We start from the raw sequence: 18590 nt of genomic DNA, 5'->3' as shown, positions 1-18590 counted from the left end.
GTCGGCGGCCCGAGCCGCGGACCAAGAACGACGTGCGCAGGCAAAGCGCCGACGATGTGGAGGAATGGATGCTGATTCCGATGGCCGACGTACCGCGCTGGTATGCGGAGCGCAAACCCAGGGACAGCGTCGCGCTCCGGCACGGGACCGATACGCTGACCTGGGAGCAGCTCGAGCGCCGCGCCAATGCGCGTGCGCGCGCCTTCGCGGCCAAGGGCGTCAAGCCAGGCGACTTCGTCGCGATCGGCTTGCCCAACGGCAATGCGCTGTTCGAGACCAGCTTCGCGGTGTGGAAGTGCGGCGCGACGCCGACGTCGCTGTCGTGGCGTCTGCCGCGCGGCGAGGCCGCCGCGGTGCTCGAGATCCTCAAGCCGTCGCTGGTGGTCGGTGGTGAGGCCGACTGGAACGCGCCGAACGCGCTGCCGGCCGATTTCACGCCCGAAGGATTTTCGGACGCGCCGCTCACCGCGCCGGTGTCACGCTATTGGAAGGCGATGACCTCGGGCGGCTCGACTGGGCGGCCGAAGGTGATCCTCGACCACCAGCCCGCGGTGACCGACACCGCCGCCGAGCCGCCGCTCGGAATTCCGAAGGGCGCATCGCTGCTCAATCCCGGCCCGCTCTATCACAACGCGCCCTTCATCGTGTCGCATTACGCGCTGTTCGCCGGCGGCAGCCTGACCGGGATGGTGAAGTTCGACGCCGAGGAGACGCTGCGGCTGATCCAGGCGCAGCGCATCCAGTGGGTCAACTTCGTGCCGACGATGATGCACCGGATCTGGGCGCTGCCGGAGGCGGTCCGCAACAGCTACGACGTATCGAGCCTGAAGATGGTGTTCCACATGGCCGCGCCGATGCCGCCATGGCTCAAGGAAAGATGGATCGAGTGGCTCGGGCCCGAGCGCGTCCATGAGCTCTATGGCGGCACCGAGCGCCAGGGCCGCACCATCATCTCCGGCACCGAATGGCTGCAGCACAAGGGCTCGGTCGGCAGGATCGACGAGTCCTGCAAACTGCGCATCCTTGGTCCCGACGGCAACGATGTCGCGCCCGGCGAGAGCGGCGAGATCTACTTTCTTCCCGCTGATGGCGCCGGCAGCACCTATCACTATCTCGGCGCCGAGCCGAAACGGCGCGCCGACGGCTGGGAGTCGCTCGGCGACATCGGCCGGCTCGATGCCGACGGCTACCTCTATCTCGGCGACCGCCTCGCCGACATGATCCTGCGCGGCGGCGCCAACATCTATCCGGCCGAGGTCGAGGCGGCGCTGATGGCGCATCCCGACATCCGCTCCTGCGTCGTGGTCGGCCTGCCCGATCCGGAGCTCGGCCAGCGCGTGCATGCGATCGTGGAGATCGACCGGGCCAAGGACGCGCAAGCCATCGTCGACGGCATGGGTGCATTCCTCGCCGACCGGCTCAGCCGCTACAAGCACCCGGAAAGCTACGAGCTGGTCGACGTCATGCTGCGCGACGATTCCGGCAAGGTCCGCCGCACCTTGCTGCGCGACGAGCGCGCCGAGTGGATGAAGGATGGCTGCGACTTCCGTCTCGTGCCCACGCGGGCGCGACCGGCAGCAGACTGACGGCACGGAAATTTTTCGAACGTTTACGATGCTGGCGTAGACTCCGTGAAGGGAAGGAGAGTCCGCGCCATGATGTCGAGACGACGGTTTCTGTGCGCCGCGGGTACGGCCGCGGCGCTGCCCTTTGCGCGGATGCCGCGGGCGCGTGCCGAGCTGCGCACCATCCTCAACGATGCCAGCCGGCTCAACCCGACGCCGGTCGCCAGACACGTGGTGATCAGCAAGCCCGCGACCGACGATCTGATCGCGCGGCTGCGCGCCGAGCTGAAGGAGGCTGCGGCCGCGAAACGCCCGGTGACCGCGGCCGTGGCCCGGCATTCGATGGGCGGCCAGAGCCTGCCGCGCGACGGCACCGCGATCACGCTCGACGGCGGCGCGATCGAGCTCGACACGGCGGCGAAGACCTATCGGACCGCGGCCGGCAACCGCTGGTGGGACGTGATCGCCGCGCTCGATCCCAAAGGCTTCTCGCCGGCGGTGATGCAGTCGAACAGCGATTTTGGCGTCGGCAGCACGTTCTGCGTCAATGCCCATGGCTGGCCGGTGCCGTACGGCCCGTTCGGCTCCACGGTGAAGTCGATCCGCATGCTGCTTGCCGACGGCACCTTGGTGCAGTGCTCGCGCAACGAGAATGCCGAGCTGTTCGGCCTTGCGATGGGCGGCTACGGCCTGTTCGGCATCATCGTCGATCTCGAGGTCGAGATGGTGCCGAACCTGCTGCTCGAGCCGCGCTTCGAGCGCATGGCGCCGGAGACGTTCGCGGCGAAGTTCACGCAGAGCATCGACGGCGACGCCAATGTGAAGATGGCCTATGGCCGGATGTCGGTGTCGCGCAAGGCGTTCTTCGACGACGCCCTGCTCGTCACCTTCCGACCCGCCCCCGATGCCCCCGCGACCCTGCCCGCGGCAGTGAGCTCCGGCAAGCTCACCGGCGTCGCCAACACGATCTATCGCGCCCAGACCGGCTGGGAGGTCGCCAAGGGCCTGCGCTGGTTCATGGAGACGCGGCTCGGCCCCGCCATCTCCGACAGCCGCTACACCCGCAACTCGTTGATGGCCGAGCCGGTCGCCAATCTGGCGCAGAAGGACATGCACCGCACCGACATCCTGCATGAATATTTCGTGGCGCCGGAGCGGTTCGGCGACTTCCTCGCCGCCTGCCGCGAGATCATTCCCAAGGCGCGCGCCGAATTCCTCAACGTCACCCTGCGCTACGTCGCCGAGGACAGGACACCCGCGCTCACGATCGCGCCGGTACGCCGCATCGCGGCCGTGATGTCGTTCTCACAGGCCACTTCGCCCGAAGGCGAGATCGACATGCTGCGGACGACGGAGGCGCTGATCGACCGCATCACCGCGATTGGCGGCGCGTTCTATCTGCCCTATCGTCTGCACACCCGCCGCGACCAGGTCGAGAAGGCCTATCCGGCGGCCGCGCGCTTCGTCGCCGCCAAGCGGCAGTATGATCCGAACCTCCTGTTCCGCAACGCGATGTGGGACGCCTACTTCGCATGAATACATCAGCAGCAGACGGCTTCGCATTTGACCGCTACCGCATCGCCGCGCTGGCGCTCGCCATGGCGCTCCTGTTCGCCGCCGCGACCGACTACATCCCGGCCTTCATCGATGCGCAGGGCCGCGTGTTCGGCCTGTTCCAGCTCGACATCTACAAGGATGCGCTGCATGTCGTCTCCGGCCTGTGGGCGCTGGCCGCGATGCTGACCCGCCGCAGCGCGGTGTTCTTCCTGCGCGTGTTCGGCACGCTGTACTTCCTCGACGGCGTGATGGGCGTGTTCACCGGCTCCGGCTATCTCGACCTCTCGATCGTGATCGACGGCATCCGCAACACCTCGTGGCTGGTGAAGGTTCTCTCCAGCCTGCCGCATCTCGCACTCGGCGCGATCGGCATCGCTGTCGGCTGGTCGCCGTGGCGCACGCAGGCCGCCGTCGCATGAGCCTGCGTCGCAAAGCGCTATATCTCGCCGGCGCCCTCGTCGCGGCCGCCGCGATCGGCATCGCCGCCACCGCGATCAGCGTCGAGACGGTCTGCGTCGCCGACGTACCGACCCCCGCCGTGACCTCGGAGTTCGGCATCACCGATCCCGCTTATGCGCGATCGCAGGGTGACAGCTTCCTGACCTTTCCGGAATGGTACATCGTCCACGCCTATGCCGACCTCGCTGCGGTGACCGGGCAGGCATCGGAATCGGACTTCCACTATTTGTCGAGCATCTCCGGCTTCTGGCGCAGCCTGTGCCGCGCCACGCGGCAGGCCGCGGGCTCCGGACCCGCCACCTCGGAGCAGAAGCTGACGAACTACATCATCGGCTTCAGCTTCACCGCCGAGATGGCGCTACAGGGCGCTTACGAGAAGAGCATCGGAGCGATCAGCTGGGAGACCACGAACGGCGTCAAGACGGCAGAGGACGCCTTCAACCTTGCCCTGTTGAAGGACTACGCGGCGTTCCTGTACCAGACACCCTGGTATCGGTATCCCTTCGCCGCCAAGCTCGGTGAGTTTTGGCGCGAGACGCCGTTCGTGCCGTCGTTCCGCGCGATGGAGCGGCGCGTTTCGCTCAGCCTGCAATATGCAGGGCGCGCCGCCTATGCGGCCGTCATCGGCTATGCGGCGGGCTACGATCCGGCCGTGCTGACCATCCAGAGCGTCGTCACCGGCCTGCCCGCCGCCGAGCTTGCAGTCATTCCGGGAGTGAAGGTGATCCGCGAGGTCACGGACGCCAAGGGCGCGAAGGGCGTGCTGGTGGAGACCCAGCGCTACGCCAAGTTCGATGCCTTCGCCAAGGAGCTCGGCCGTCATGACGGTGCTTCGCTCGGCGAAATCGCAGGCAACCATCGTATCCTGGTCACGATCGTGGTCCCGCCCGGAGACGGACGGCTGGCAGCTTTCGACGGGCTGCCTATATTCAGCGTGCCGATCCAGTCCCGTCCCGGTGCCCGTCGCATCGGTGTCGACGTGCCGGTCCGGTCACTGGTTCAGGACATCACCCGTTTCGAAGCCGCGGGATATACGTTCGAGCATGCTTACGACTATTGACCAGCATCCCCGATCCCGCGCCGTTCCAGTGAAGGGCGTGCTGGCAGTTGCCTTCGCCTGGTTTGCGGGCATGGCTGCCATGGCGCTGGTGATCAAGCCGGATGCGGTGGTCGTGTTCGGTCCGCCAGACCGTGTGATCCCCGCGATCGTTACCGCCGATGGAGCCTTGCTCGACGCCGGGCGTTTCCACCTCGCGGCCAGAACGGGAGCCGCCACGGTCGGCAGCCTCTACGCCGCCGGCGCGTGGCTGGTCTGGCCCCTGATCGGCAGGGGCTGCGGCCGCGGGTAGTCGGTGAAGCGCAGTTCCTCCTCGCGCGAACGCGGAGCCCTCGGAACTGGCGCCGACGCCCAAAGATGTTAAGCTCGCGTTCACGCTGTGGCCGTCACGCGACACGAAGCAGAAGCTTGGTCGATGCACCCGGGGGTATCGACAGAGCAGGAGAACGAAATGCCTTCTTTGACCGAATGGAAAGTGCCATCCGCCTTCCAGCCTCGCGCCGAAGACTATCAATATGATCTTGATCAAGCCCTGTCCTCGATCGTGGGCCTGCATGCCATCATTCCGTCCGACGCCTTCAGCGCGGAAACGCTGGGGACCGAGCGCGCCGGCAATGCCGTCGTCATCGACGACGGGCTGGTGCTGACCATCGGCTACCTGATCACCGAGGCCGAATCCGTCTGGCTGCACCCCAATGACGGACGCGTGGTCGAAGGTCATGTGCTCGGCTTCGACTTCACCACCGGCTTCGGCCTGGTACAGGCGCTCGGGTCGCTTGACCTGCCGGCGCTGCCGCTCGGCTCGTCGGCCGCTACCAAGGTCGGCGATCATGTCGTGCTCGGCGGCGCCGGTGGGCGGACGCGATCGGTCGCGAGCCAGATCATCGCCAAGCAGGAATTCGCCGGCTATTGGGAATATCTGCTGGACGAGGCGATCTTCACCCACCCCGCCCATCCGAATTGGGGCGGCACCGGCCTGCTCTCGGCCAAGGGCGAGCTGATCGGCATCGGGTCGCTGCAGCTGGAGCGCGAGCGCGACAGCAAGGACGAGCACGTCAACATGATCGTGCCGATCGATCTGTTGAAGCCGATCATCGATGATCTCAGGCGCTTCGGCCGCGTCAACAAGCCGGCGCGCCCCTGGCTCGGCATGTACGCGACCGAGGTCGACGATCGCGTCGTCGTGATCGGCGTCTCCGACAACGGTCCCGCGGCCCGCGCCGAGCTCAAGGCGGGCGACGTGATCCTCGGGATCAACGGCGACAAGGTGACAAGCCAGAGCGAGTTCTATCGCAAGCTCTGGGCGCTCGGCGCAGCCGGCGTCGACGTGCCGCTGACGGTGCACCATGAAGGCGTCACCTTCGACGTCACGATCGCCTCGACCGACCGCGCCAAGCTGCTCAAGGCCCCGCGGCTGCACTGAGGCGGCCGCGGGCCTGCGCTCACGCGTTGACGTGCCAGGCCGCCGCGATCTGGTCGTGCAGCTGCGCATCCGTCGGCAACTGTGATGCCACTGTGGGATCGAAACCCGGATGCGCCTGGGCGTAGGTCGCCATGGCCTGCACGAGCTGCGAAACGTGCGTATCGATCTCGAGGCCTCCGGCCTTGATCTCCTGCAGCTGATAGGAGCCGCCAAGGAACCAGTCGGCCACCGTGACCTGCTGATGGGTGCCGAGAATGTCGATCTCGAGATCGTTGCCCGATTTGACGAACCAGAAATTGTCGGCCGTATAGGCGGTGCCGAAATCGAGCGTGCCGGTCGGCTTCGCCAGCGACGCGACGCCATTGATGATGACGTCGTTGCCGTCACCGGGCGCGTAGACATAGGTGGCGCCGACGCCGCCAACCAGGATGTTGTCGCCGGCCCCGCCCTGCAGCACGTCACTGCCCAGACCGCCGATCAGCAGATCGTCGTTGGCGGTCCCGAACAGCATGTCGTTGCCGCCGCCCGCGATCAGCAGCGCACCATCGGTTGCAGCAATGGTCGCGCCCGACACTGGATCGATCGTCACCGTTGTCGCCGCGTCGCTCAAGGCTGCGCTGAGCCAGTCGAGATTGTCGGTCTTGCCGCCCCAGAGCACGCCGATCGCCATGTCGATCAGGCCAGCATCCTCGCCGTCGAAGCTGGCGACGGCATCGATGAGCGCGACCTTGCCCAGGATGTCGACCGCCGATCCCGTGTCCCAGCGCGACCACAGATCGGATGACAGGTCGGCGACCAGCAGGTTCTTGGCCGTGTCCTGATAGAGGATGCCGTGCTCGTGGCCGATCAGGCCGGGCGTCGTCGACATCACCTCGTCATGGTTCTGCGCCAGCAGCGCCGAATACTCGACCACGATCTCGGCCAGCGCCTTCTCGACCCCGCCGTTCTTCAGGTAAGTCGCCGCATTGTCGGCGCTGACGCTGTTGCCGAGCACGCCGCCGCCGTTGAACAGGGCCTGCACGGCGCTGTTGCCGTAGCCGCTGGCGTCGGTCACCGTCGAATAGGCGATCATGTCCTTCATCTTGTCGGACGGCGCGCCTTCCCCGCTCACACCGGCCGCGGGAATGCCGACGGCCGAAGCAATCGCGTCATCCTGCAGCGGCGCCAGCAGCACAGCCGCCGCCTTCTTCCAATCCTGGGCACCGTTGTCACTCGCCCATTGCATCATCGTCAGCAGCGCGATCGAGTGCAGGCTGACCGGATCCAGACCGAGATCCGTGCCCGCGCCGAGCACGGTCTTCTGCTCGGACGAGATGCCGATCGCAGCATGTGCGATGGCGAGCGCGCCGGCGACCGGTCCGAGCTGCAGCAACGCCAGGGGCGCTTCCAGCACGGGCGCCGCGGCTCGGACATATTGCAGGATCTCGCCGGCGACGGAGACCATGTGGATGTCGGAATAGCGCTCGACGGGGTGCGACGTCAGCGCGCCCCAGAAGCCGTGCAGCTGATCGTAACGGACCTCGGCGGCGAACTCGAACGGCATCGCGTCGTAGGCGTAGACCACCTTGTCGTTGAGCGCAGCGATGTAGCCGGCAAGTCCGCCGCCCAACGAATGGCCGGTCAGCGAGACGTTCGATGTCGCCCATGTCTTGTAGTAGGCTTCCGCATCCGGGAACTGCGTCGGCCAGCCGGTCAGACCAGCGCCGCCAAGCCACGACGGCACGTCGGCGAGACTGTCGGTGCCGCGAAACGAAATGATCCGTGTCGATGGATCGCCCGCGAGCTGATAGGTCGCGGCCTCGAAATTGTCGGCGGTCGAGGTCACGCTCGCCGCCACCAGCTCATAGCTCCCGATACGGTTGAAATTGACCACAAGCGTCGGGTTGACGCCTCTGTTGTAGACGTCCATGGCGAGCACCGCGTTGATCAACGCGGCCGACGGCGACTTGGTCATGATGCGAATCCCCCCTCGGCAACCGATCGGCAGTTTTGACCCAGGGCGGAGATCCACGAGGAACCCTCCGCTGCGCCGCCGGCTCTCACCAAGTGCGACATCGCGCCCGAATTTTGTCAACCAACTATCGTCTCCGCGTGTATTCGCGCGCGACTCACCTGCCGCGCGCGATGGCAGCCTCCGCGCTGTGTTGACTTGCAGGAGCCGCATCGCGAGATTGTGGCTTCGCGGAGCGAACACGCGTTCGGAAAATGGTCATTGCCCGGACGTCCGATTTTGCGTTGCATGACAGCGCTCGCCGGCAAGCAGACGAGACGGCCAGACCCGCGTACCAAGGAGACCTGCATGACGGATGCCGTGGTGGATGACATTCTCATCGTGTTGCCGCCACTGCTGCAGACGCTCGAAGCCCTGTCCCACGTTGCACGCTACCTGAACCCGCCGGATTTCGATCGCGTGATGGCTGATGTCGGCGATCCCGAGCGGACGCTGCACACGGCGCGGATTCATCTCACGTCGTGGCCGGCGGACTTCGCCCATATCCGTATCGCCTTCGACACCGCGGCGGACGCCGCGCTGATGTCGTTTGCCGGCCTGCGCGCCGTTCAGCGCGGTGAGGGCGACCTGGTCGATGTGTTCAGGGCCCTTCGTCAATTGCCACGCGCACTCGAGGCGCTGTTTCCACTGGCAGCGACGCTGCCGCCGCTGAGCGAATTCTTCCTCGATCCCGCCGTCGATGGCGACAACGGGCTGCGCCAGTTGCTGGCCGCGTCCTCTGCAGGCAAGGACACAGTGTTTCACGACCATAACGAGATCGGCAATCGCGGCGGCTTTTCGCTGTATGTGCCGGAATACTACACGGCGGACAGGGCTTGGCCGCTGGTCATGGCGCTGCATGGCGGCAGCGGCAACGGCCGCGACTTTCTCTGGAGCTGGCTGCGCGCCGCGCGCAGCCTCGGCGCCATCCTGGTCGCCCCCACCGCGGCAGGACCGACCTGGGCGCTGATGGGCGACGACGCCGATACGCCGAACCTCCTGCGCATTCTCGACCTCGTCCGCAGTCGCGTCGCGATCGATCCCGCCCGCATGCTCCTGACCGGGATGAGCGACGGCGGCACGTTCTGCTACGTCAGCGGATTGGCCGCAGGCTCGCCGTTCACGCATCTTGCGCCGGTGGCCGCGACGTTCCATCCGCTGATGGCCGAGATCGCCGACCGGGACCGTCTGCGCGGCCTGCCGATCCAGATCGTGCACGGCCGGCTCGACTGGATGTTCCCGGTCGAGATCGCGCGGCATACGGCCGACGCCCTGGCCAAGGCCGGCGCCAACGTCGCCTATCGCGAGATCGACGATCTCAGCCATTGCTATCCGCGCGAGGCCAATGTCGAGCTGCTGCGCTGGCTGTTGCGCTGAGCTTGCCTCTCCTTGCTACGACATGGCTGATCGGCAATGCCGCCGACACAATGTCGGCGGATTTTGTCCGCATTGATCCTGCTCGGTCATACAGCGGGGGCGCTGCACACGGGCGGCCATGACGCCGCCGAAGGTCTGCTCATGCCCTCGCCGCTGATGCCCTCGCCTGCCGCGTCCGTCGCGCAAGTCTCGTCCGCCCGCTCCTCCACCTCCGTCGTGCTTGCCAATGGCGTCAACCGTCTCGAGGTGACGCTGAAGCTCACGACCGCGATCCTGGCGCTGGCCGCCGGCGTCTACACCTATCTTGGCGTCCGCGAGCTGCTCAACGGCAGTCCAACCACGGTGTTCTTTGCGGCGGTCATCTACTCCGTCGCGGTCTCAGTCGGCATCTACGCCTTCTGGGTGTTCATGATGCAGTTCATGCCGCACGTCACCAGCGCGATGGGGCGTTTGATGATGGCCGGCTGCATGCTGCTGGGCTCGCTGATGATCGTCGCGATGTCGTCCTGGCTGAATGCGTCTGCCCTGGCCGGCGCCGCGGCGATCCAGCAGCATCTCGCCATCACCGTGCAGAACTACACGCGCGACCTCGACAGGGCCAATAGCCAGGCCATCGCTGCGCAAAGCCTGCTGCCCGATATCCAGCTCGCCTCCTCCCGCTTCGCCAAGCTGGCGGACGCCGAACGCGCGGGCTCGCTGACCGGCACCTCCGGATCGGGCACCGTGGTCCAGCTTCTCGCGCAGATGTCGACGCAGCTCGACGGACTGGGCCAGCAGGTCCAGGAGTCCGGCAAGCGCGTCTCTGCTCTCTACGAGCAGGGCGGCAAGAGCCTCGCCAAGATGCGCGAGCTGATCTCCGACCGCGGCCCGATCGCAACGCGCAGCGATGCCTTCGCCACGGAGTCGTTGAACCTGATGGGCGTGATCGCCAATCTGCAGCAGACCTCGGTGGCACCTGCGGTGAGGCGCGCCGCGGCCTCGCTGTCCGCCGGTTTCATCGCGCCCGCCGCAGGCGGACGCAGCGGCGACCTGGCCGAGCGCCAGACCGCCGTCGTCGGCAAGGTGGAAGGCGCGATCGCCACGCAGGCCGCCTCGCTCGCCGACGCCGCCGACAAGATCCTGGCGCTGCCGCGCATCGAGCCGACCCGCTTCCAGACGCTGTCGCCGGCCGAAGCCGTGCTGCGCTACGCCGGCGATTTCATCCCGAGCTGGGCGGGCGCGATCTCGATCGACCTGATGCCGGCGGTGCTGGTGCTGATCCTCTGCGTCGTCCATGCCGCCATCCGCCGCGAGGGCCTGCCCGCCGTGAGCGCCTCCAGCCTGACGGCCGCCGATCTCGTCACCGCATTGCAGATTGCGCGCGAGGTCGAGGACGCCAGGCGGGCGGCCGAGCGCCGGCCAGCCGAAGCGCCCACGGAGGCGCCTGCTGCACCGGCCATTGAGCCGGCGCCGGCCGCGGCGGATGAGAACGTGACGTCGCTGTCGTCGGCACGAATCGGAAAGTAGTCCCGTGGCTTCGGCGCTGAACCGACGCGTCCATGCCTGGCTCGCGGGCAATCCCGACGAGAGCATTCTGCGTTGGGTCTTCCGCAGCGTTCTCGTCGTCACCGTCGCGGTTCTCGCGGCGGACCTGCTCGAGTTGAATGCTCCGCAGGTGCCATCGGATGCAGCCCCGCCTCAGCTCGACATTCGGCGCGAGGCGCCGGACCTGCCGGCCGAGTCACCATCCTTGCTGGCGCCCCTGATGAAGCGGCTGATGCCGCTGCCGCAGGGCGATCGTGCCTTGCAGCAGCCGATTCAGTTCGAGCTGCGCGGCGGCGGCCGGCTGTTCGCGACCGGCACGATCACACCCGGCAGCGCGCGCAGCTTTGCGGACGCAGTCGAACGTCATGGCGAATATATCAGGACGATCGTGCTGAACTCGCCCGGCGGCTCCGTCGCCGACGCGCTGGCGATGGGGCGACTGATCCGCGCGCGGAAATTCGCAACCGAAGTGGAGGCGGGAAAATATTGCGCCTCGTCGTGCCCGCTGGTGTTCGCCGGCGGTCTCGAGCGCCGGGCCGGCGAGCGGGCGATCATCGGCGTGCATCAGATCGCCGCAGCCCCCACGTCCGGGACCGCCGTGAGGTCCGGCGACGACATGAGCCTTGCGCAGAACATCTCGGCGCGATGCCAGCGCCACCTCGCCGAGATGGGCATCGATCTGAAGGTCTGGGTGCATGCGATGGAGACGCCGCATGACCAGCTGTTCACGTTCAAGCCCGACGAGATGAAAACACTCAATCTCGTCACCTCGCTGCCGGAATCGCGGCCTGAAAAATCGCGCAGTTAGGATGTTCTGATCGCGGCGGACCGGGACCGCGGCGAGCGCGGAACCAAGTTTCGACCACGGCGTTGTTGGCCGTCACACTGGAGAACATGACATGCGGACATTCGTGGGAATGATCCTGGGGGCCCTCATCCTGGGGTTCGGCGTCTACATCCATGATTCGATGCAAACCTCCGAGGTCGCCAACGGGCCGACCGCGCAGACGCGCCGGACCATCGTGAACTGGGACGTCGCGGCGGATAGCTGGAATTCACTCAAGACCCGCGCGCATGACGATTGGGTTCGCATCTCGTCGAAGTAACGCGCACGACGCTGCTGTTTTCAAGGCGTCTCGGCCGTTGGTCGAGGCGCCTTTGCTTTGCCAATCAGTTGGCCGCCTTGGCCTTGCGCGCGTCGGCGATGACCTGCTCGAACTGCGCCATGGTCAGCACGCCGGGCACCCTGAACTTGCCGACGATGAAGGACGGCGTACCGCGGAAACGCAAGCCGCGCGCCTGCTTGTCGTTGCGCGCCAGCATGTCGTCGATGGCCTTGGCGTTGGCGGCGAGGTCGCGCTTGGCGCGGTCGACGTCGACGCCTGCTCCCGCGAGCAACTCGTCGATGCGCGGCTCGGTGAGCTTCGAGCTGACGCCGATCAGCGCCTCATGCGCCTTCGCATATTTGTCCTGATATTTGCAGGCCAGCGCCATCCGCGCGGCAGTTACCGAAGTCGGCCCGAGAATCGGCCACTCCTTCAGCACCCAGCGCACCTTGCCATCATCGTGGATGACCTGCTGCAGTTCGGGATCGAGCTTGCGGCAATACGGGCAATTGTAGTCGAACCATTCGACGATCGTGATGTCGCCCGAAGGATTGCCGAGCACCGGCGCGTCGGGGTCGCGCAGCACCGCGCCCTCGTCGGGCTCGTCGGCATCCTCGGCGTGACTGTCGCGGGGCCACAAGGAAAGCGCCGCGCCGGCGCCAAGAAGCGTCAACACGTCACGCCGGCTGCTGGCGGAGGTGATCGCAGTCGAGGGGACGCACTTCATTGAGGTCAGCTCCAGATATGCAGCAGGCTGCGCGTCAGCATGTACAGCGCCACCACTGCGATCACGATCGAAAACACCACGTTCAGTGCGCCGCGCCGTTCGGAGAGATGGCGCGCCAGGTGTGTGCCGGCAAGACCTCCGGCGATTCCGCCAGCGATGAACAGTCCGGCGAGATCCCAGGCGACGAGCCCGGACCAGGCATAGCTCGCCGCGGTGGTGAGCCCGAAGGTCGTCACCGCGACCAGCGACGAGCTGACCGCATTCATGATCGGCATGCCCGTCGCAGCCATCAGCGCCGGCACGATCAGGAAGCCGCCGCCGATGCCGAAGAAACCGGACAGCGTGCCGGTGGCGAGGCCGAAGCCGACGACCGCCGGGACGTTGGCCATGCTCATCTTCACATCGGGGGTGCCGATGCGGGCGCGCGTCTTCAGCATCAGCATGGCGATGACCATCATCACCAGCGCGAACAGCGCCAGCAGCTTCTGGCCGTCGACCATCTTGCCGAGCAGCGAGCCGATGAAGGCGCCGACGATGCCCGCCGTTGCGAACAGCGCCGCGATCGGCCAGATCACGGTGCCGCCGCGCGCATGATTGGCGAGATTGATGGCCGCGTTGGTGGCGACCGCGATCGCGCTCGAGCCGATCGCGATGTGCGGCTCGGGCACGCCGACGACATAGACCATCAGCGGCACCGCGAGCACCGAGCCGCCGCCGCCGACGAGGCCGAGCGAGAACCCGACCATCGCGCCGCAAAACAGGCTGAGCACACCTTGGACAGCAGAGATCATGGCGAGAGCAGGGTCATTTCCCGCACAGGAAGGCAAGCCCCAAAATCACCGGAGCAGCAATGCCGCCGCCACCGCTGCGAACCGCCGCGCGACCGGCGCCGATCCGAGCCCGGCCGCGGTCTCGCGGCGATGCGCGGCGTCGAAAGCGTCGGCCGGACGCATGATGCCCCCGGCCGCCGGCAACGTCTCGTCAGCCCGGATCAGGCAGCGCCCTTCAGCTTCTTGGTGCATTCGCTGTAGTAGCCGCCGCCCTTCTGGATCCACTTCAGGCCGCCATTGGCGTTGGTCGCCTTGTTGGCATTGTACTGATCGACGCAGGTCTGCAGCCGCGCCTTGCCGGGCTTCTCCTTGGCGTATTTCGGGTCCACCGCGTTGGGGAACACGGCGGGACCGGTCGGCGCGGGAGCGGCCTCCTTGGCTTCGGATTTCGCCGCCTTGGCCGGCTTGGCCTCGGCGGCAGGCGCGGCCGGAGCCGCCGGAGCCGCGGCCGCGGCGGCATCGCTGCCGCACTGGGCCTTGCGGAAGTCGTTCCACTTCTGGCCGCCCAGCGTGCCGGCCTCCTTCGCCTGCTTGTACTTGGCGCTGCATTCCTGCGCGGTCAGCGCCTTCGCCGGGGCGGCGGCGAACGTCGCGAGCCCGATCACGGCCAGCGTAGCGAGTGACGAAGCAACCAATGATTTTGCGTGAAAACTCATCCTCGATCTCCCTGTGGAGCATGATGGAATGGGACGCTAATTCTAGCGAGACGCCCGCGACCGACAAAGCAGGCGGGAGCGTGGCCGCGCGAAAATATAATTTGCGTCGCGCGGCGATCCGGCTCATTCCATTCACTGCGGGTTCAGCATCGCCGGACATCGCGCCGTGCCTTTCGTTCGAGGACTTCAGCATGAGATTCACTGCCCGGGCGGCGATTGCGGCCATCGCAATTGCCACCCTGTGGACCGCCGGCCCCGCCTGCTCGCAGCCCGGATTGACGCTGCCGGCGCGGCCCGATGCCGCCACCGACAAGTTCGCCAGCCTGGACAAGGCGGCGCGGCGGACGATTTCCGTTGCCTGCTCCAAGGAGGCTGACGAGCAGGGGCTGAAGGGCAAAGCACGCGGCAAATTCCGCTCGGCCTGCAAGCGCGACAAGGCGGCGGCCGCCGCGGCGACACCCGTGCCCGCTCCCGCGCCGACGCCGGAGAAGTCGAAATGATCGGCACCTGCGGGGTGCATGCGCGCATGGCGCCTGCGCAGCGGCGGGAATTGTTCGCGCAGGCAGCTTTTGGCATAAGGCGCCGTGCGCCAGATCATCTCCTCCCTCCCCTTTGACCTGCCGAGCCGCGCCAAGACCCTGAGCGCGATCGAGACCCTCGTGCTCGGCACCGCCGGCGGCCTGATCTTCCTCGTCGCCCATCTGCCCGGCGGGCTGATCTCCGGCGCGATGATCGCGACCGCGATCGCCGCAATCGCCGGCCGCCCGCTGGCGATGCCGCCGATCCTGACCCAGACCGTGCTGCTGCTGCTCGGCATCTCGATCGGCGCCGTGGTCTCGCGCGAGCTGATCAACCATGTCAGCGCCTATCCGGTGACCATCGGCCTCCTGGCGCTCGCGACGTTCTGCTCGACCTTCGGCTCCAGCCTCTATCTGCAGCGCGTCCATGGCTGGGACCGCACCTCGGCGCTGCTCGCCGGCAGTCCCGGTGCGCTGTCGCAGATCACGATGCTCGCGGTCGAGCGCGGTGCCGACCTGCCGGCGATCGCCGTGGTGCAGACGCTTCGGGTGATCATCCTGACCGCGGCGCTGCCGCTGGTGCTGGCGGTGGCGGGCGTCGCACCGGCCGCGCCGATCTCGCTCGGCCAGAGCGTCGCCTCGCCGCTCGGCCTGCTCGCACTGCTGGTGGCCTCGCTGGTCGCGGCGATGCTGATGCAGCTGATCAGGTTTCCGGCGAGCTGGCTGTTCGGCGCGATGGTCGCCAGCGGCGTCCTACACGGCACCGGCCTCGTCGAGGGCGGCCTGCCGGAATGGATGCGCGGCGTGGCGCTGGTCGGCATCGGCGCCCTGATCGGCAGCCGCTTCGCCCGGATGCGGATGAAGACCCTGGTCGGCCATATCAGGGCTGCGCTGGGCTCGTTCGCGATCGCGGTGGCGATCTCGGCGCTGTTCGTCACCGTGATCGTGCTGGTAACGCATGTGCGCTTTTCCGACACCATTGTCGCGTTCGCGCCCGGCGCCATGGACGCGATGATGGCGCTGGCGTTGACGCTGCACATCGACCCGATCTTCGTCGGCGCGCATCACCTGTCGCGCTTCGTGTTCGTCACCATCGCCACCCCCGGCATCGTCCATCTGTTCGGACGGCCGCAGGAGGACGTCGACGACTAGGCGCGCTTCCGGGCGATGCCCCAGCCCGCGATGGCGGCGATGGCGAGCGAGATCAGCACGCTGTAACCGGCGAGCGACAGGCCGAGGAAGCGGAATTGCACCTCGTCGCAGCGTACGACCTTGACGCTGTCGAGCCGCTCCAAGAGGTTGCCGGCGCTGCCGAGATTGCCGATCGGCCCGGTGCATTCGGTCGGCCCCGGCCAGAAGCCCCATTCGACGCCGGAGTGATAGACGCCGAGCCCGGCATTGCCGAGTGCGGCCAGCGCCACCACGCCGACCCCGGCGAGCACCAGCGCGCGCGGCGCGCCGCCTTTGGCGGCGAGCGCGATCAGCAGCCCGAGCGGCACGATCGCATAATAGGCCCAGCGCTGCTTCAGGCAGAGCTCGCAGGGCTGCAGGCCCCAGACCAGCTGCATGTACCAGGCGCCGGCCAGGGTCGCCGCCGCGATGCCGGCCGCAAGCAACGCCGCCGCCACCGCCGGGCTCATGGCTCCCGCCGCGGGGCGGGCCATCACAGACGTATTGGTCATCGGTCCTCCCGAACGGGGCTGCATCCGGTCCCATGCCGGGCCGTCCCGGCTCCTACTCCGGCCAGCGAAAGCTGTCGAGATGCGCGCCCATCACGTCCGTGCGGGTTGACCCGGCCCGGCCGCCCGCTATAGTCCGCCCGCTTCGCTATGGTTCCTGCACAGGCCCGGCGAATGCCCCTGTGGCGGAACTGGTAGACGCGCTCGACTCAAAATCGAGTTCCGCAAGGAGTGCTGGTTCGATTCCGGCCAGGGGCACCAACTAGGCTGTTCAAGCCCGTTCTAAATCGTCCGCAACAGTTCGCGCTCTGCTCGGAACCCCTTGAAAAGTGGGCCTTTCCGCGCACATTGGCGTTCATCACCGTTTGTTCTCGCCCGATCCCAGCCGCCCGATTTGTTGGTATTTTTGTTGGTATCGTGTTGGTATCGGGAGAACAAACGTTCACGGCGACTTTCGCTATTCCGAACGAAGGAATGGAGCAGATGACCCGCAAGAACGATGTCGCGTGCGTCAATCCCAAGCAGATCAGAACCGACGTCGACTGCCGCGCTGCCCAACCGAGATTCGACAATGGCGCGTGGGGTGCCGCCAAGATTTCCGATGTAACCGGCGGCGGTCTCTACCTCTTCGTCACACCCGACGACAATAAACCCGGCCATGCTGCCTCCAAGCTCTGGCGGATGGCCTACCGCTTCTCCGGTCGCCAGAAAACCTACTCCATCGGGCCTTACGGCAACGGAAAGAACGGCACGTTCTCGCTCGCCGACGCACGTCACGAGCGCGACAAGGCCAAGCACCTGCTCAAGGACGGCAAAGACCCGAGCACCGAGAAACAGCTCGATAAGCACAGGCAAGCGGCCGCTCGACCTTTCGGGCAATGGGCTGACGAGTGGCTCGCGAAGAAAAAGATGGAGAAAGTCAAGCGCGGCAGAATCGTTGCGGTGCGCGACCCAAAGACAATCGAGGTCCTTGAGCTGCGCGTCCGCTACGTCAAGGCCCGCTTTGGCAAGCTGTGCAGGCAGGACATCAAGCGTCCGGACGTGCTCGCTTTCCTGCGTTCATACGAAGCCAAGGGAAAGCTGGAAACCCGCGACCGCGTGCGCAGCCTCGGTGCGCAAATCTGTGACTATGCCGACGTCGAAGGCGACGGCTACAATCCATTCCGCAATCTGAATGGGAAGCTGATTGCCAACATTTCGACGCCGCGTCCCGGCGTAACCGAACCACGCGACGTGACGCGCGTCTTCAAGCTCATCAGCGCACCCTGGGCGAGAGGGAGGTTTGGCGACATTGTTGGCCTTGCCTTGCGCTTCGATGCGCTGACCATTCCCCGCCCCGGCATGGTCAATGAAATGGAGTGGAGCGAGGTCGATTGGGACACTGAACGCTGGACTATTCCAGCCACCAAAATGAAGACCGGCTGGGACCATGTCGTGCCCTTGTCACGACAGGCACTCGCAATCCTGCGGAGTGTCCAAAAGCTGACCGGCCATCGCCAGTATGTTTTTTCCTGCTCAAAGGATGCCCCGCTATCGAACAACACGCTCAACAAGCGCTTGCGGCTGCTTGGCATTGACACCAAGACTGATCATTGCGCCCACGGATTCCGGACCACCTTCTCGACCCTGTCTCACCACGAAGAGATCAACGAGGCCAAGGCATGGGATGGCGATGTCGTCGAGCTGCAGCTCGCGCATCTCGATAGTTCGACCGTGGAAGGGCTCTACAAGAAGCACGGACCGCTCGCGCTGATCGGCTCGCGCACGAAGCTGATGCAGCATTGGGCTGATCGTATCGACCACTGGCTCGATCCCAAGAAGGTGATGCCGATCAAGCGCGGCACGCCGGGCTGAGTCACGTATCTTCGTGCGCGGTTGATGCCGCCGTTCGATCCCTGGCAAAGATCAGTTTTCAGCAAACTGCTGGGTCAAAACTGGCCTGCCTTCCTCATAACCGAGCTCTCCTGACCTTGCCCCCAAGTTTTATCCAGATCTGAGTTCGTTCGGGCGGTTTGATGTGCCCATCTGGGCGGTCGTAGCGGCGCGAGCTGGCGCGGAGCTCTCGGCATAGCGCAGCGCCAGATCCCGACGCGGATTGCAGGTGGCGGCGAACTCGGATGGC

The 18590-nt window shown here is 66.4% G+C and carries 18 protein-coding genes, 1 tRNA gene and 1 pseudogene; 14 read left to right on the top strand and 6 right to left on the bottom strand.

Translation table 11 applies throughout. From position 1 onward, the window contains the following. Positions 1-68: 68 nt before the first annotated feature. The 6 genes from QX132_RS31695 to QX132_RS31670 all read left to right on the top strand — a co-directional run bounded on the left by QX132_RS31695 (position 69) and on the right by QX132_RS31670 (position 6061). The gene (locus QX132_RS31695; RefSeq protein ID WP_316163724.1) at positions 69-1586 is read left to right on the top strand and encodes an AMP-binding protein; all 1518 of its coding nucleotides are present in this window, start codon (positions 69-71) and stop codon (positions 1584-1586) included. 69 nt (positions 1587-1655) lie between these two features. Next, a complete protein-coding gene (locus QX132_RS31690; protein ID WP_316163723.1) occupies positions 1656-3101 on the top strand; it encodes an FAD-binding oxidoreductase in 1446 nt (481 codons plus the stop codon). Beyond that, complete coding sequence (locus QX132_RS31685) at positions 3098-3541, top strand: DUF4383 domain-containing protein (RefSeq protein ID WP_316163722.1); 444 nt, start codon at positions 3098-3100, stop codon at positions 3539-3541. Before QX132_RS31690 ends, QX132_RS31685 begins: the two co-directional genes overlap by 4 nt. Further along, the gene (locus QX132_RS31680) at positions 3538-4641 is read left to right on the top strand and encodes a hypothetical protein (protein ID WP_316163721.1); all 1104 of its coding nucleotides are present in this window, start codon (positions 3538-3540) and stop codon (positions 4639-4641) included. Before QX132_RS31685 ends, QX132_RS31680 begins: the two co-directional genes overlap by 4 nt. Next, the gene (locus QX132_RS31675) at positions 4625-4930 is read left to right on the top strand and encodes a hypothetical protein (RefSeq protein ID WP_316163720.1); all 306 of its coding nucleotides are present in this window, start codon (positions 4625-4627) and stop codon (positions 4928-4930) included. Before QX132_RS31680 ends, QX132_RS31675 begins: the two co-directional genes overlap by 17 nt. Before the next feature lie 159 nt (positions 4931-5089). Then, positions 5090-6061, top strand: coding sequence for a S1C family serine protease (locus QX132_RS31670; protein WP_315716217.1), 972 nt, complete (start codon positions 5090-5092; stop codon positions 6059-6061). Positions 6062-6080: 19 nt separating this feature from the next. On the opposite strand, the gene QX132_RS31665 is transcribed toward QX132_RS31670, so the two are convergent. Further along, a complete protein-coding gene (locus QX132_RS31665) occupies positions 6081-8015 on the bottom strand; it encodes a calcium-binding protein (protein WP_316163719.1) in 1935 nt (644 codons plus the stop codon). 345 nt (positions 8016-8360) lie between these two features. Here QX132_RS31665 and QX132_RS31660 point away from each other — a divergent pair, with 345 nt between their 5' ends. The 4 genes from QX132_RS31660 to QX132_RS31645 all read left to right on the top strand — a co-directional run bounded on the left by QX132_RS31660 (position 8361) and on the right by QX132_RS31645 (position 12058). Continuing rightward, positions 8361-9428 carry a phospholipase gene (locus tag QX132_RS31660; RefSeq protein WP_316163718.1) on the top strand — a complete coding sequence of 356 codons (1068 nt, stop codon included), beginning with the start codon at positions 8361-8363 and terminating at the stop codon, positions 9426-9428. Between the two features lie 156 nt (positions 9429-9584). Beyond that, entirely contained in the window at positions 9585-10934 is a 1350-nt protein-coding gene (locus QX132_RS31655; RefSeq protein WP_315783198.1) for a hypothetical protein, read from the top strand. Between the two features lie 4 nt (positions 10935-10938). Beyond that, the gene (locus QX132_RS31650) at positions 10939-11760 is read left to right on the top strand and encodes a hypothetical protein (protein ID WP_316163717.1); all 822 of its coding nucleotides are present in this window, start codon (positions 10939-10941) and stop codon (positions 11758-11760) included. 91 nt (positions 11761-11851) lie between these two features. Continuing rightward, positions 11852-12058, top strand: a complete 207-nt coding sequence (locus QX132_RS31645; RefSeq protein ID WP_172111383.1) for a hypothetical protein — start codon at positions 11852-11854, stop codon at positions 12056-12058. 64 nt (positions 12059-12122) lie between these two features. On the opposite strand, the gene QX132_RS31640 is transcribed toward QX132_RS31645, so the two are convergent. From QX132_RS31640 to QX132_RS31630, 3 genes are all read right to left on the bottom strand, one after another. Continuing rightward, positions 12123-12785 (bottom strand): DsbA family protein, encoded by a 663-nt coding sequence (locus tag QX132_RS31640; RefSeq protein ID WP_316163716.1) that lies wholly within the window; start codon positions 12783-12785, stop codon positions 12123-12125. Positions 12786-12790: 5 nt separating this feature from the next. Then, positions 12791-13576, bottom strand: coding sequence for a sulfite exporter TauE/SafE family protein (locus QX132_RS31635; protein WP_316163715.1), 786 nt, complete (start codon positions 13574-13576; stop codon positions 12791-12793). Between the two features lie 200 nt (positions 13577-13776). Next, a complete protein-coding gene (locus QX132_RS31630) occupies positions 13777-14271 on the bottom strand; it encodes a hypothetical protein (RefSeq protein ID WP_315755910.1) in 495 nt (164 codons plus the stop codon). A 191-nt stretch (positions 14272-14462) separates the two neighbouring features. Here QX132_RS31630 and QX132_RS31625 point away from each other — a divergent pair, with 191 nt between their 5' ends. Both QX132_RS31625 and QX132_RS31620 read left to right on the top strand, forming a co-directional pair. Further along, positions 14463-14771, top strand: a complete 309-nt coding sequence (locus QX132_RS31625; protein WP_316163714.1) for a PsiF family protein — start codon at positions 14463-14465, stop codon at positions 14769-14771. Positions 14772-14855: 84 nt separating this feature from the next. Then, positions 14856-15941, top strand: a complete 1086-nt coding sequence (locus QX132_RS31620; protein ID WP_316163713.1) for an AbrB family transcriptional regulator — start codon at positions 14856-14858, stop codon at positions 15939-15941. Here QX132_RS31620 and QX132_RS31615 read toward each other — a convergent pair. Then, complete coding sequence (locus tag QX132_RS31615) at positions 15938-16471, bottom strand: disulfide bond formation protein B (protein WP_316163712.1); 534 nt, start codon at positions 16469-16471, stop codon at positions 15938-15940. The two genes, QX132_RS31620 and QX132_RS31615, sit on opposite strands and share 4 nt — an antisense overlap. Positions 16472-16644: 173 nt before the next feature. Here QX132_RS31615 and QX132_RS31610 point away from each other — a divergent pair. Together QX132_RS31610 and QX132_RS31605 are read left to right on the top strand one after the other, a co-directional pair. Further along, positions 16645-16729: transfer RNA gene (locus QX132_RS31610), tRNA-Leu, on the top strand. A 222-nt stretch (positions 16730-16951) separates the two neighbouring features. Then, positions 16952-18322: a tyrosine-type recombinase/integrase gene (locus QX132_RS31605; protein ID WP_316163711.1), complete on the top strand. Its 1371-nt coding sequence runs from the start codon at positions 16952-16954 to the stop codon at positions 18320-18322. Positions 18323-18451: 129 nt separating this feature from the next. Here QX132_RS31605 and QX132_RS31600 read toward each other — a convergent pair. Next, positions 18452-18590: pseudogene (locus tag QX132_RS31600) on the bottom strand (IS3 family transposase); the annotation flags it as partial.

It is taken from the genome of Bradyrhizobium sp. SZCCHNRI20481, assembly GCF_032485055.1.
Taxonomy (GTDB): Bacteria; Pseudomonadota; Alphaproteobacteria; order Rhizobiales; family Xanthobacteraceae; genus Bradyrhizobium.
This window is presented reverse-complemented; position numbering and strand designations above follow the sequence as displayed.

Excerpts from the sequence above, each read along its gene's own strand:
- QX132_RS31695 (WP_316163724.1), top strand. The coding sequence starts at position 69 with ATGCTGATTCCGATGGCCGACGTACCGCGCTGGTATGCGGAGCGCAAA.
- QX132_RS31690 (WP_316163723.1), top strand. The coding sequence starts at position 1,656 with ATGATGTCGAGACGACGGTTTCTGTGCGCCGCGGGTACGGCCGCGGCG.
- QX132_RS31685 (WP_316163722.1), top strand. The coding sequence starts at position 3,098 with ATGAATACATCAGCAGCAGACGGCTTCGCATTTGACCGCTACCGCATC.
- QX132_RS31680 (WP_316163721.1), top strand. The coding sequence starts at position 3,538 with ATGAGCCTGCGTCGCAAAGCGCTATATCTCGCCGGCGCCCTCGTCGCG.
- QX132_RS31675 (WP_316163720.1), top strand. The coding sequence starts at position 4,625 with ATGCTTACGACTATTGACCAGCATCCCCGATCCCGCGCCGTTCCAGTG.
- QX132_RS31670 (WP_315716217.1), top strand. The coding sequence starts at position 5,090 with ATGCCTTCTTTGACCGAATGGAAAGTGCCATCCGCCTTCCAGCCTCGC.
- QX132_RS31665 (WP_316163719.1), bottom strand. The coding sequence starts at position 8,015 with ATGACCAAGTCGCCGTCGGCCGCGTTGATCAACGCGGTGCTCGCCATG.
- QX132_RS31660 (WP_316163718.1), top strand. The coding sequence starts at position 8,361 with ATGACGGATGCCGTGGTGGATGACATTCTCATCGTGTTGCCGCCACTG.
- QX132_RS31655 (WP_315783198.1), top strand. The coding sequence starts at position 9,585 with ATGCCCTCGCCTGCCGCGTCCGTCGCGCAAGTCTCGTCCGCCCGCTCC.
- QX132_RS31645 (WP_172111383.1), top strand. The coding sequence starts at position 11,852 with ATGCGGACATTCGTGGGAATGATCCTGGGGGCCCTCATCCTGGGGTTC.
- QX132_RS31640 (WP_316163716.1), bottom strand. The coding sequence starts at position 12,785 with ATGAAGTGCGTCCCCTCGACTGCGATCACCTCCGCCAGCAGCCGGCGT.
- QX132_RS31635 (WP_316163715.1), bottom strand. The coding sequence starts at position 13,576 with ATGATCTCTGCTGTCCAAGGTGTGCTCAGCCTGTTTTGCGGCGCGATG.
- QX132_RS31630 (WP_315755910.1), bottom strand. The coding sequence starts at position 14,271 with ATGAGTTTTCACGCAAAATCATTGGTTGCTTCGTCACTCGCTACGCTG.
- QX132_RS31625 (WP_316163714.1), top strand. The coding sequence starts at position 14,463 with ATGAGATTCACTGCCCGGGCGGCGATTGCGGCCATCGCAATTGCCACC.
- QX132_RS31615 (WP_316163712.1), bottom strand. The coding sequence starts at position 16,471 with ATGACCAATACGTCTGTGATGGCCCGCCCCGCGGCGGGAGCCATGAGC.
- QX132_RS31605 (WP_316163711.1), top strand. The coding sequence starts at position 16,952 with ATGACCCGCAAGAACGATGTCGCGTGCGTCAATCCCAAGCAGATCAGA.